Source organism: Cohnella sp. LGH (assembly GCF_017671885.1).
Taxonomy (GTDB): domain Bacteria; phylum Bacillota; class Bacilli; order Paenibacillales; family Paenibacillaceae; genus Cohnella; species Cohnella phaseoli.
Genome location: NZ_CP072117.1, coordinates 5,967,988 through 5,981,037, shown reverse-complemented (window position 1 = coordinate 5,981,037; position 13,050 = coordinate 5,967,988). Strand labels below are relative to the sequence as shown.

At 46.2% G+C, this 13,050-nt stretch carries 12 protein-coding genes; 7 read left to right on the top strand and 5 right to left on the bottom strand.

Features of this window, described 5'->3' with window-relative positions:
- Positions 1 to 37 precede the first annotated feature (37 nt).
- Complete coding sequence (locus tag J4772_RS37635; RefSeq protein ID WP_371822916.1) at positions 38 to 148, top strand: S-layer homology domain-containing protein; 111 nt, start codon at positions 38 to 40, stop codon at positions 146 to 148.
- 157 nt (positions 149 to 305) lie between these two features.
- Here the strand turns inward: J4772_RS37635 and J4772_RS25110 are convergent, their stop codons facing one another.
- On the bottom strand, positions 306 to 1,742 hold the full coding sequence (locus J4772_RS25110; RefSeq protein WP_209071888.1) for a hypothetical protein: 1,437 nt from the start codon (positions 1,740 to 1,742) through the stop codon (positions 306 to 308).
- A 512-nt stretch (positions 1,743 to 2,254) separates the two neighbouring features.
- Between J4772_RS25110 and J4772_RS25105 the strand changes: the two genes are divergently transcribed.
- The 3 genes from J4772_RS25105 (at position 2,255) to J4772_RS25095 (ending at position 5,294) form a co-directional block, all read left to right on the top strand.
- A complete protein-coding gene (locus J4772_RS25105) occupies positions 2,255 to 3,016 on the top strand; it encodes a carbohydrate ABC transporter permease (protein ID WP_247740849.1) in 762 nt (253 codons plus the stop codon).
- Between the two features lie 15 nt (positions 3,017 to 3,031).
- Positions 3,032 to 3,859 (top strand): carbohydrate ABC transporter permease, encoded by an 828-nt coding sequence (locus J4772_RS25100; protein ID WP_209071887.1) that lies wholly within the window; start codon positions 3,032 to 3,034, stop codon positions 3,857 to 3,859.
- 67 nt (positions 3,860 to 3,926) lie between these two features.
- Positions 3,927 to 5,294 carry an ABC transporter substrate-binding protein gene (locus tag J4772_RS25095; RefSeq protein ID WP_209071886.1) on the top strand — a complete coding sequence of 456 codons (1,368 nt, stop codon included), beginning with the start codon at positions 3,927 to 3,929 and terminating at the stop codon, positions 5,292 to 5,294.
- Positions 5,295 to 5,640: 346 nt separating this feature from the next.
- On the opposite strand, the gene J4772_RS25090 is transcribed toward J4772_RS25095, so the two are convergent.
- Both J4772_RS25090 and J4772_RS25085 read right to left on the bottom strand, forming a co-directional pair.
- Positions 5,641 to 6,414, bottom strand: a complete 774-nt coding sequence (locus J4772_RS25090) for an IclR family transcriptional regulator (RefSeq protein ID WP_209071885.1) — start codon at positions 6,412 to 6,414, stop codon at positions 5,641 to 5,643.
- A gap of 390 nt (positions 6,415 to 6,804) precedes the next feature.
- Positions 6,805 to 7,587, bottom strand: coding sequence for an AraC family transcriptional regulator (locus J4772_RS25085; RefSeq protein ID WP_209071884.1), 783 nt, complete (start codon positions 7,585 to 7,587; stop codon positions 6,805 to 6,807).
- A 112-nt stretch (positions 7,588 to 7,699) separates the two neighbouring features.
- On the opposite strand from J4772_RS25085, the gene J4772_RS25080 reads away from it, so the two are divergent.
- Positions 7,700 to 8,761 (top strand): glycoside hydrolase family 117 protein, encoded by a 1,062-nt coding sequence (locus J4772_RS25080; protein WP_209071883.1) that lies wholly within the window; start codon positions 7,700 to 7,702, stop codon positions 8,759 to 8,761.
- A 98-nt stretch (positions 8,762 to 8,859) separates the two neighbouring features.
- On the opposite strand, the gene J4772_RS25075 is transcribed toward J4772_RS25080, so the two are convergent.
- Entirely contained in the window at positions 8,860 to 9,747 is an 888-nt protein-coding gene (locus tag J4772_RS25075) for a helix-turn-helix transcriptional regulator (protein ID WP_209071882.1), read from the bottom strand.
- A gap of 131 nt (positions 9,748 to 9,878) precedes the next feature.
- On the opposite strand from J4772_RS25075, the gene J4772_RS25070 reads away from it, so the two are divergent.
- Positions 9,879 to 10,709, top strand: coding sequence for a phytanoyl-CoA dioxygenase family protein (locus J4772_RS25070; protein WP_209071881.1), 831 nt, complete (start codon positions 9,879 to 9,881; stop codon positions 10,707 to 10,709).
- A gap of 226 nt (positions 10,710 to 10,935) precedes the next feature.
- Positions 10,936 to 12,033: a glycoside hydrolase family 117 protein gene (locus J4772_RS25065; RefSeq protein WP_209071880.1), complete on the top strand. Its 1,098-nt coding sequence runs from the start codon at positions 10,936 to 10,938 to the stop codon at positions 12,031 to 12,033.
- A gap of 81 nt (positions 12,034 to 12,114) precedes the next feature.
- Here the strand turns inward: J4772_RS25065 and J4772_RS25060 are convergent, their stop codons facing one another.
- The gene (locus tag J4772_RS25060) at positions 12,115 to 12,903 is read right to left on the bottom strand and encodes an IclR family transcriptional regulator (RefSeq protein ID WP_209071879.1); all 789 of its coding nucleotides are present in this window, start codon (positions 12,901 to 12,903) and stop codon (positions 12,115 to 12,117) included.
- Positions 12,904 to 13,050: the final 147 nt, after the last annotated feature.

Sequence of the window (13,050 nt, the reverse complement as noted above, 5' to 3'; positions counted from 1 at the left end):
GCGTTGGCTGTCAGAGGGATCGTAAACGGAGTCGGCAATCATGATTGGTTTCGAAGACGGACGTTTCGGGCCACACAAGTCTGCTACAAGAGCTGAAGCAGCTATGCTTATCTATCGATTGTTTCAGCTAAATACGACAAATAACTAACGACACACAAAGGCCGATGAAGCACAGCAAAGTGCTTCATCGGTCATTCTGTGTTCTAGGCTATTATGAATCTCGAAAGCCAGGTTTACCGGAAATAAATGCGACAAGTCGCAAGCGCAGTTGCTCGCAGATTGCTTGTATTATTGCGACTTAAAAGTTAATAATCCATGATTTGTTCCGCCGTCAATGGTTTGTTTGTTTTCGTTCTGCCATCTTCTCTGTAAAGTACGCCTCCATTCGTAGCTAAGGAATGAGTGAATCCAATAGACTGAATGTTGGCAGTAGTGAAATCCATCGTATAATTTCCGCGTTCAATACTGAACTCGGTATCCGACCGGTATTCCTGCGAAATCATAAGCACGGGTACGACTGGAGTCGTTAGACGTTTGGAGCCTTCAATGTTTGGAGCGTAATCCGAATAATTTCCTGCTCCGTCTCGCTTACTATATTCGATATACAGAAGATCACTAATAGCGAACCAGGCTAGCTTATCTGTTCCTTGTTGTGTTAGTGAAATTTCCCCCTTGAGCTTTACATTTTCAAAACGCCCGCGCTGCCTGTGAACATTATAGGTGTCACCTCCATAAGAAACCGTGACATTGTCATCTGCTTTAAACTTAGCTACATCTGCATGTATGGCGAATGCGCTGTTGACTGCTGAAATATTCGCTAAGGTAATATTGTGGTTAAGTTTAGCATGGGGCTTCAAATAGACCGTTGCAAAACCGTTTGTGTTGCTGATATTTACCAGTGCGATATTGTGTAAGGCTCCCAGATCTGGTCCGGACATGCTTATATAATCCGTATTCTTTCCGCTGCCCGGTTCTAAACGGACAGTTACTCCATTATCTCCGTCAATATTACGCATAAGGACGTTGTTTCCACCAAACATTTGTACTGTGGCATATCCGCCGTGAATCTTGGTAGCCCCTACATTTTGAATCACGCCGTAGGTAGGAACGAGTCCGAAAATGGGATTATAGGTTTGTTGGCCATCTACCAATATAGTCCCAGGGCTACCGTCTTGATAGGGTGCTAATACGATAAAGGGCTGTCCCTCGTAATTTCCTGAAATATTAATTCCGGAAACAGCAAAGTTCTTCACATTTGATAATCGAACAGGGCGCTTATCGCCGCCAACATTGCCATTTGTATTAATTTTAAAGCGGCCTGGGCCAATCGATGCTATTTCTACATTCTCGATTCTTGGTGATGTCACAGTTGCCGGGCGAATATCAAACAAGATGTTGCTGTTCATGTTGAAGATGGCATTGCGATCAACCTCCACGCGAGTATTGGATTGGTTGATTTTCATGACGCCTAAATTGTATGTGCCGGCCGCGAATTGAATGATGCCACCGGCGTCAAGCTTTGTTTGAATTGAACTTAACGTATCGCTTGGTGTTACGAGTACCTTTGTTGTTGATGTTATTTTATTTTCAAAGTAAGTCTTACCCGCGTACACGGCCTTGCCAAGTCCTTGATAAGTTACGGGATCGGCTGCTTTAGCAGACTGTGGAACTTGAAGAGCCATAATTGCTAATGCAGCAATTATGGTCAAGCATACTTGTTTGAACAACATTTTGTTTAGCATCTTCAATTACCTCCTGAATAAAAAATTTAAATGCCGAATGAATTGAATTCGTATTTTGACATGTAAGGGGGGCGACTCAACTCTCCTTTCTCGATAAATGAAAGCGATTACAGTCTAACGTCTTCACGAGCTACGCTGTAATAAATTGTAATGCTTGTTTTAAATATAGTCAACATATTTATATATAGACAAAATAAGAGGAGTACATGCTTAAGTTGAATATGTCTATATATAATTTTGTTATTGATATATAAAATTTTAACTTGACACATGAAAGTGCTTTCAATATTATCTAAATATAAATAGTGATTTTAAGTATAGTATGTTGAGCTTGATCAAAAACAAAGCTATCATGGCATGACTACGGGGAGTGGATGAATCTGAGGTGGAAGAGAAGCATCAGAAAAAATTTGGTAGGCTATTCGTTTATAATACCTGCCGTCATTGGGTTCCTAATGTTTATGGCTTATCCCTTGTTCAATTCCTTGTACCTAAGTTTTATGGATTGGAACATGTTCAAAGGAGCCGCAGGATCGACGTTCATCGGACTAGATAACTATAAAGAGGTATTTCAAAATGAATACTTCCGATCTGGCCTGCTGCATAATCTGCTGCTAATGATAATGGGGGTCCCGCTTTTAATTGTGTTAGCTCTTGTTATCGCCAACCTGTTAAACGCCAAAATTTTCGGACGCGGACTGTTGAGGGCTATGTATTTTGTGCCATATATAACGACAATTACGGCTTCGGCATTGGTATTCTCGGCACTATTCCATCCGGAGTTTGGTCCTATCAATTCTTTCTTGCGCTCGTTAGGCATTGAATCCACACCGGGCTGGGCAACAAGCGTGAAGTGGGCGTTGCCTACAATCGCATTATTCTGGGTGTGGAAGAACGTTGGATATTGCACCGTTATTTATCTAGCGAGCTTGCAAGGAATATCCAAAAGTTATTATGAAGCAGCTTCGATAGACGGGGCCAACAAACTGCAACAGTTCTTTCATATAACTGTACCAATCAGCTCGCCTACGACATTCTTTCTCATCATTACGTCGGTTATTTCTTCCTTTCAAGTATTCGCTGAAGTACAGGTAATGACGCAAGGCGGGCCAGGCACGGCTTCTATGACAATCGTCTACCATATCTATGATACGGCGTTCAAGCAATATCATATGGGTTACGCTTCAGCCGTATCGTGGGTATTCTTCGTGCTGGTAGTGATCATCACGTTAATTCAATGGATCGGTCAGAAGAAATGGGTCAAATATGTATAAGGGGGCAGCGAAGTCATGATTAAGAGTACACTTGGCGGCAGAACGCTGCTTACCGCATTGTTAGCCGTTGTTGGTATTGTTATGGTGTTTCCGATTGCTTGGATGTTATCGGCGTCATTTAAATATGAGAGTGACGTATTCAAGATGCCGATTGAATGGATTCCCAAAAAGTTTAATCCTAGTAATTATGCAATGGCTGTTACCGACTTCCCGTTTGCGACCTGGTATGCCAATACGGCGTTAGTGACGATATATATCGTTGTGTTGGTTCTGACAGTAAGCACGATTGCTGGCTATGCCTTTGCGAAACTCAATTTTAAAGGTAGAGATGCGATATTTCTCATCTTCATCGCAACGATGATGATTCCGGTAGAAGTGCGTATCATTCCCCAGTTTATGATTTTCAAGTCCATGGGATTAATCGACAATGTGCTTAGCGTTGCTCTTCCTTGGATGTTCAATGCCTTCTCGATTTTTCTGATGAGGCAATTCTTTACTTCAATTCCGAATGATCTCATAGAGGCGGCGAGAATTGACGGGTGCAATGAATATACGACTTTCTTCCGAATCGTACTTCCGCTAGCCAAATCGCAAATTTCAGCCTTGTTTATCCTTGCATTCACTTGGGGCTGGAATGAGTACTTCAGCGCTTTAATTTATATCAACGATACGAATAAGCAAGTATTAAGCGTAGGAATTGCCAGTTTCAAGGGTGAATATTCGGGCAACTTTGCCGTCCAAATGGCTGGAGCAACATTAGCATTAATTCCGATTATCGTGGTTTATCTGTTTGCTCAGAAACGATTTATTGAAGGGGTTGCCATGTCCGGGGTCAAAGGGTAATTGCAACAGATCGAAATTAAGCAGTTTTTGTACTGCTTGATCAATAAATATTAAAGGGGAAATTTAGATGAAAAGAACAGTTAGTTTACTTCTTGTAGCGGTTCTGGCATTCGTAGTGCTTAGTGCATGCAGCAACTCTACGGAAAACAGCAACTCAACGGCAACTAACCAAAGTGTTAGTACGCCGGAGAGTGTTGCTAAAAAAGATCCAATTAAAATGATTATTCATCTTAACGGTATTGATGAGGACATTAAGATGAAAAAAGCTATGGAAGAAATTCAAACCCTGGATAAGTACAGTCATGTTGCCTTCGAATTTCACGGAAGAGAAGCAGACTTTTTGACTTCGGTTCCGATCTCAATCGCTGGCGGTAAGCAAGTGGATATCATTATTGTTGCTAATCCGATTATTCAACAACAGTGGGCCGACGCAGGTACGATTGTTCCTCTTGACGATCTTATCAAAGAGACAGGAGTTGATTTCAATCAAGAGTTTGGTCCTTATGTAGAGAATGCAAGCAACAACGGCCAAATCTTCATGGTTCCGCACAATATCACAAGGTGGGCGCTTTATTATAATAAATCCATCTTCGATAAAACCAGTGTACCTTATCCCGATGACAAAATTCCGATGACCTGGGATCAGTATCGCGATGTAGCCAAGAAGCTGACAAGTGGTTCTGGTGCTGACAAGACTTATGGTGCATTCTATCTGCCATGGGGCACGTTCTGGTATGGAGATGCCATTATGGAATTAGGCGGAGGAGAGAACTTCTACAACGACCAAGGGTTGTCCAATATCGAAAATCCGGCATTCGCCCGTTCGATGGAACGCTTGTTCAATATGATGCATATCGATGAAAGCACGCCAACGCATGCGAATACAATCACTTCAAAAACAGGCGCAACGTCCTTTATGAACGGCCAATATGGCATGGATATTCAAGGCGGTTGGGTATTGCCTTGGGCTGCGGACAAAGAAAAGTTCCCTAGAGATTGGAAGATTGGCGTTGCCCCAATGCCGGTAGATAGCGGTGATAAGATGAAAACTTGGGGAATTGTAAATGGTCTTGCTATATCGCCGACTTCGGCAGACCCCAAGCTTGCATTAGAAATCGGTCTTGATCTGAGCAGACTGTCTGCCAAGTATGCCGATTCCTCTGAATCGGCGAATCGCACCGTGGAGCAGAATGAATTGTTTAAAGTGTTTGGCGAGTCTTTAGCGGGTGACGATATTAAAGTTGAGCAGCTTGAATATATTTTTACCAGCCCGGATGCGATATTTGTTGGAGAGAAAATCATGGGCGCTAACAACGTCAATTATGAGAAGATCATTACAGAAGAAGTTGAAAAGTATTTGGTTAAACAGAATGATCTAAAAACAACGATCGCCAACATTAAAGAACGCGGAGATAAAATCATTCAGGCGAAGTAACATGTGGCTACATCCTCGGGGCTGCATGGCATGGAATCGCAAGGTGCAATGACCAATTTACCGTAAATCTCAAGCGTATACTGAAACCAATAATCTGAGAATACCAGAAAAAGAAGCCCACAGAAGCTAGAGAAAAAAGCATCCCGCCCCCGAAAAATGGGGCGGGATGCTTTTTTTACTTTTGCCTAACTTGCCAGCGAAGAGTAACGAAAATTCTTCAGTGGCCTCTTTGTGCTTCCGGGCTTTTCTTCTGGTTGTTGAAAGAGGAGTTGATGGACATAGTTTACACTGTAACTCCGGCCTCATCAGGAGAAATCACAGAATTGTAGCTTGTCACTTTCATCCGCTAAGGACTCCTGTAGCCCAACTGCTCGGAAATCGCTTTGGATTGCTGCAAAGCGAGCCCAATATATCGGTCCATCGTCTTCTTGGACATTCGGAAGATGGGACCGGATACACCAATGGCTCCTTCTAGCTGCCCAGCCGCATTCATAATCGGCACGCCGATGCACCGAAGGCCCTCACAGGATTCCTCCATGTCGAGGGCATAGCCTTGCGCGCGAATCTGCTCCGCTTCTTCTCTGAGCTTCGCCGGATCGGCAATAGAGCCCGGAGTTGCGGGTTCGAGCTCGTGATGGGCCAAATACAGCTCCAGCAGGTCCGGGCTGTAGGCCAGCATCGCCTTGCCCATGGCGGAGGTATGGGAGGGATACTCCAAGCCGACAGTCGAGAGAAACTTAATCGGTTCCAGACTCTCCAGTTGATCGACAACCAGTGTTCTACCCAGCGAGCTAGGCTTCGTCAGCAAGGTCGTTTCCCTCGTGCCATCTCTAAGAGCCCGCATGGAAGGCTCCGCTACTTCCTTCAGCGTAATCCGGTTGGCGATAGAGCTGCCAAGGTAATACAGCTTGCCGGTCAACTGGTAGGTGCTTTCACTCTCTTTTTTCTGAATATACTTTTTTTCCTCAAGCTCCTTCAAGATTCGGAAGACTGAGTTAGTCGTTATGGATAATGAATTGCTGATCTCCGTAACCGAAAAGGGCTTGTTTTCTCTAGCCATTAGCTCCAGAATATCCAGCACCTTCTCGGCAGCGGGAGCTTTATATTTTTTATTCGTCATGAGCGCGGATAGCCTCCATTTTAAACCGATTCATAACTCTATAGTATGCCACTTCATTCGAACGTTCAAGGGGAAGTGTGGGATGAACCTGCCAGCCCTTGTTGTTTGTCGGAATACTGCAACGATTAAGCTTGATTGTTCAAATACAGAATTCATACATTTAAGTATGATAAGGAGAATTAAACCAAACTTTCACGGAATAGGAGCTGTTAGAATGTCGGATATATCTCATGCAGTGTTGGAGCCATCCAAACCAGTCAAAGAACGGTATGCGGCATGCGCAAGATCAACTTGCCGCGCAGCATGTCCATTCGCTCAGCGCTGCGGTAAAAAAAGTGCCGCTGAGTTAATAAAAGGGGCAGCGAGGGTGGAATTGAATCAGATAAGCGATCACAATCGATGAGCCCTTCGGTATTTCGAGGGGCTCATCCCTATATGAAGGGAAAATACTCGACTGAAGTAGAAGCCATTCTCATACCCGCACTCCTGCGAGATCAGATCCACGGTAAGAGTGCTTTCCATCAAGAGTCGTTTCCCGTGGTCGAGGCGAAGCTGCCGAACGTACTCGGAGGGGGAGCAGCCAAACGCAACTTTGAAGCGTCGTGTAAACTGGACGGGACTTAACCTTAATTCATCTGCGATCGCTTTCAATGATAGGCATTGAAAGGCCTGCTCTCGGAGCTTGCGGCGTGCGCTGAGCATAAGCGAATCTTTGGCGTTTCGATCTGCTGTTTCTGGAAGAAGCTGCTGCAGGACATAACCATCCCAAATTTCTTGAACGAAGCGGTTCCGCCATAACATGGCCTGCTCGGGTGGGAGAGCGTATAACTGTTGCAGGTAGCGATAAGCAGAGGCAAGACGTTCTTGGTCGGTGAAAGTAAGTTTGCCCAACGGAAGGTTAGATGGCGGCGTTGACCAATTAAAGCCTAAATAAAAAAAGCTGAGCGGGTGTATAACTTCGCGACCAAATGATGTCCCCGGCGGACAAATGACCCAATCGCCGCTAATGGCTTCCCCATCATCGCTGTCGCCTAATTTGTAGCGAAAGCGTCCTTCTTGAACAGCGAAAACTACCCAATAGGAGTAAGTGTCTTCTTCAAACCGAAAAACTTGTTTTTTCTCCCAATAATGATAATGAAGCAGTTGAATTTCCCCGGTAAGTATTTCGATCATGGCCGGCCCTCTCCAATGAAATAAAGTATATCCTTTATGATAGTTTATTGCATGTCATATGAAAATAGGGTGATATAAGATGAAATTAAAGTATATAAGAGGAGTGTTAATCATGAGACAAGAAAGCTTGGCTATGCGCAGAGCAAGAGAACGCGAGTATGGGAAGGACAGCACTTGGTATTGCCAGTTCAAATATGCTCCTGTAACGGGGTTGGGATATGAGGAAGGCATTCACCGGCGGGATCCCAGCAGTGTAATCAAGATCGGAGAGGTTTATTATGTCTGGTATACCAAATCCTCGGGTCCAAGCGTCGGCTATGATACTGGCGATTTGGATGCCAAGGTATGGCCATGGGATTGGTCCGAGATTTGGTATGCAATATCCAACGACGGGGTGAACTGGCATGAACAGGGCCTCGCAGTAGGTCGAGGAGAGCCCGGCGCTTATGATGATCGAAGCGTATTTACACCTGAGGTGCTGGCCCATAACGGCAAGTATTACCTTGTCTATCAGGTCGTGAAGCATCCCTATTTGAGACGCTCCAAGGAATATATCGGACTGGCTCAATCGAGCTCTCCTGACGGTCCATGGTTGAAGGCTGATGAGCCGATCCTGTCACCTGCGAGCAATGGAGAGTGGTTCGGAGATGTGGACAACCGCCACCTAGTCAAGCACAGGGGCGACTTCGACAGCCATAAGACCAATGATCCATGTCTTTTCTTTTATAACAATCAATTCTGGCTTTATTATAAAGGTTATCCTATGGGTGAGCAGCTAACCTGCGCGGGCAGGGAAACCAAATGGGGAGTCGCTGTAGCGGACCGACCGGAGGGGCCTTATACCAAATCGGTCTACAATCCGATAACGAACAGCGGCCATGAGACATTGCTCTGGCCATACAGGGGAGGCATGGCGGCTTTGTTGACGACAGATGGACCGGAACGCAACACGATCCAATTCGCTCAGGACGGGCTGCAGTTCGAAATTCAAGCCTTTATCGAGCACCCTCCGGAAGCGGGAGGCCCGTTCCGTACGGAGCATCCTGATATTCATCCGCTGGAAGGCCTGCGCTGGGGACTCAGTCATGAGATTAACAGCCAATGGCATTATATTCAGAAGTTCGAGGTGGATGAAACGACGAAGCATTTGTGCAGTAATAAGTTCAATCACTAGGGGGAAAACCGGAAAGGAGAAGATGCGAGGATGTCAAAAATGAACTTTATTATAATAGCGATAGCTGCATTGTCTGCTCCTCCATTGGCATCTTCCATCTACAGCAGCCTGCAAAACTTGCGATATTCGCCTGGCGGCATGCCCTCCCACTTGTGGAAGATCCGAACGAAATAATGTACATCCGTGTAGCCGATCGTATGTCCGATCCATTCGATCGTGTCGTTGGTATCGCGGAGCAGTCGTTTCGCTTGGGTGTGACGGATCTGCTGGACGAATTTGTTGGGACTGATGCCCATGATTTTTTTGAACAGACGTCCCATATAATCCACATTAATATTCAGCATGTCTGCCATTCTCTCATTGGACCACAGTTCCCCTGCGTTCTGCTCAATAGCAGTGGCTAATTCAGCAATCGCCAGCTGCATGCCCGCGCTTGCGCCCCCCCGCTGACGCTGATGAATGGCTCTCGACAGATGAGCGAATAGCTGCAGCAGCAGGCCCTGACAGCACATCATATAGCCTGCCGGCCGATGGGTGAATTCATGTATAACGGCTTCCAGCAGGCTGTAAACCTCAGAGGTCGCATGCAGGCTGCCAGCGTTTATCCATTCCAGAAATTCCGGCGTCTGAGGCATGCTGCCATAATGATGATCGTCCTCGTTATGATCGAGAGAGACAATGATGTCTTCGTCCTTCGCGATATAGAGCTCATTGTAGAAGTCAAAGTGAACGCCCAGAAACAACGCGTCTGGCTGCGACAGCACCTCTACACGATGCCTGAGCTTCGCGGGCAGCAGAAAGAACTGGCCAGGCTGAACGCGGAAGGGCGCCTCCGATTCAATCTGAACCTCGACCTCGCCATGCTCCAGCAGCAGAATTTCGAAATCTCGAATACGCCGCTCAATAAGCCGCTCCTTGGCCTGCCGATGCTGCTGCGCCCAATGGACAACCGGATTTAATCGTCTGATTTCAGCTGTTGCTTGCACTCTGAACTCCCCCTGTTTCATAAGTCGGTAAAGTGCAACTATTGACCTCAATCGTTCAAATACAAACAAGTATACCCATGATAACATATGGGATATCAAGAGTCGAACAACAATATGAGGAGTGAATGGGAATGTCGGATTTGAATAATCTGCCAGAACTATCAAGTGATTATGGACTCACGATGGAGCAAATTCAACAGTTCCAGGAAAAGGGACATATTAAGCTGAGTCAAGTCGCATCCAACGAAGAGGTGGGTGTATACCGTTCCATCATCGGTGAGAAGGTGAAGGAGCTGAATTATCATAACAAGCCGATCGAGGAGCGGGACACTTACGGCAAAGCCTTCATTCAGGTTTCGAACATTTGGGAGAAATCCGCGGAAATCCAACGCTTCGTATTTGCACGCCGATTCGCCAAGATTGCTGCTGAGCTGCTGGGTGTAGACGGCGTTCGCATCTACCACGATCAAGCGCTGTTCAAGGAGCCGGGCGGTGGAATTACTCCATGGCACCAAGACCAAATCTACTGGCCTGTAGATACGGATAACTTCATCACTATGTGGATGCCGCTTGTTCCTGTATCAGAGGAAGTAGGCTCGATGAACTTTGCGAACGCCTCCCACAAGTTTGGCTACATCAGCAAGCTAGCAATCTCCGATGAATCTCAGAAAACGCTGGGTCAATATATTGAAGCCAAAGGTCTTGAGGTTGAAAATTACGGTGCACTGGAAGCGGGCGACGCAACCTGGCATTATGGCTGGACGCTGCATAGCGCTCCAGGCAATCCGACAAACACGATGCGCGAGGTCATGACAGTCATCTATTACGCGGATGACGCGAAGGTCATAGAGCCGGACACGAACGCTCGCAAGACTGATCTGCAGAAATGGCTGCCGAGCCTTGTACCTGGCGATCTTGCGGCAAGCAAGCTGAACCCGATTATTTATAAGAAGAGCGAATAAGCTTCTAAGATAGCGAGCCCCTACCTGTATGCAGGCGGGGGTTCTTCCTTGCTATCGGCTTGGTATGGAGAAATCGCTTGTTTGGACAACTAGCTTGTTGACCAAAATACAAGTGAGGGTTATAATTCAAGTATCAATAAAAATGAAATGAATTCCGAATTTCAAAGAAATTTATTAATTAAATGGTTTGTTGTCTTATATCATCCAGGAGGGAGAATGTTTAAACATGAAAAAAGAAAGCGCTGCAACGATTCGAGGCAAACAATATACGAAAAATGCCGACTGGTTCTGTGAGTTTACGTATGAGCCGGTTGATGGTCTGGGCTATGAAGAGGGCGTTCATCGCCGTGATCCCAGCAGTGTGATCAAGGTGGGAAAGCTTTATTATGTATGGTATACGAAGTCCGTTGGCGAAGCTGTAGGCTTTAATACAGGCGACCCGGAAGCTAAGGTGTTCCCGTGGGATCAATCTGAGGTGTGGTATGCAACCTCTCCGGATTCCAAGACTTGGACGGAGCAAGGGCTTGCAGTGGGCCGGGGTCCCAAGGGCTCTTATGATGACCGAAGTGTGTTCACGCCTGAGATACTGCATCATGACGGCAAGTTTTATCTGGTGTATCAAGTTATTGAAGGCCAATACCTGCTCAGGAAATACGAAAATATTGCCATGGCGATCGCTGAGTCGCCAGAGGGACCTTGGCGCAAGCTGGATGTGCCGATTCTTCGTCCTGCGATGAACGGCGAATGGTTCGGCGATGGCGATAATCGTTTGACCGTGAAGCATAAGGGCGACTTCGACAGCCTGAAGGTGCATGATCCTGTTCTCTTCCATTATAATAACCAGTTCTGGCTCTATTATAAGGGCGAGCAGAAGGGCGAAGAGATGACCTTCGGCGGAAGGACGACAAAGTGGGGCGTTGCGATCTCCGATCATCCGGAGGGTCCGTACGTGAAATCGGAATACAATCCGGTGACCAATAGCGGTCATGAGACGCTGCTTTGGCACTATCGTGGGGGCATGGCGGGGCTTCTCTCGACAGACGGTCCGGAGAAAAATACGATCCAATATGCACATGATGGCATTAACTTTGAGATTGAGGCCGTCATTAAAAATCCGCCAGAGGCGGCGGGGCCATTCCGGACCGAGGATACAGAACGCAGTCCGCTTGAGGGCATTCGCTGGGGCTTGTGCCATAACGTCCATTCCAAGTGGAACCATATTCTAAAATTCAGAACGGTGGAGGATTACAAGCATCACTATGCGAATAAGGTGAACCCTGAGGTGCTCTGGTTAGGCAAGAAAGCGCAGCGAGAAAAGGATTAAGAGGTAAAAGCCGAGCTGTCTGCTGCAGACACTCGGCTTTTTGTCATATCGGCAAGCCATTCCTGACGACGATACGAGAATTTAGGAGAGATAGACAGAGCGCATGGAGGGTGCGAAGCCCAATCGCTTGGAGATCAGGGAAGACTTCTCCTTGACGTGCGCCTCCAGTTCATCCTGCTTGTCGAAGATGCGAGCGGTTGGTCCCGCTACGCTAATGGCCGCGATTACTTTTCCTGTATAGTTGAACACGGGTCCGGCGATAGAGCTTAAGCCTTCGTCGTATTCCTCGCGATTGACGGATATGCCCGTCTGTCTGATCTTGCTCAGCTCTTGAAGAAATTGCTGATGGTCTGTAATTGTAGTTGGAGTGTATTGCTTAAGCCCTTTCTCGCTGATGATTTTGTCGACATCTTCAAGTGAGAAGTAAGCCATAATGGCTTTCCCTAGACCCGTGCAATGAACGGGGTTTCTAGAGCCGAGAATCGCATTCATAATAACGGATGCGCTCCCGTCTACCTTATAGATATAGATAACCTCGCCCTCATTGTATACGGAAAGGAACGCGGTTTGACCCGTCTGTGCAGCCAGATCCTGAAGATGAGGAATCGCGGCTTCTACCAGATCGATGTTATGAAGGCCGGCCATCCCGATCTCAATAGCCTTCAGTCCTACAAAATACTTCTCCGTTGACGGCTCCTGCATAACAAAACCCGCCTTCATGAGTGTCTCCAGTATACGGTGTGTCGTACTCTTGGGAAGTCGAGTCGCTTCCGACAATTCTCCGATTCCTGATCCACCCTTATTTAATGCCAGTTGCTCAAGCAGGAATAGCGCGCGTTCTAAGGTGGAGCTCGTTTTATTCGTTTCCATGCTCAAAGGAAACACCTTCTTTCGCTTCATCTCTATTCCGTTATTTTAAATAATGTTTTGAAATGAGTCAATCTTGAAATAAAAATGATACATTGTTCCGATTTATTGTTGACTTAATATATTTAGTGTAATAACATTTAATTAATT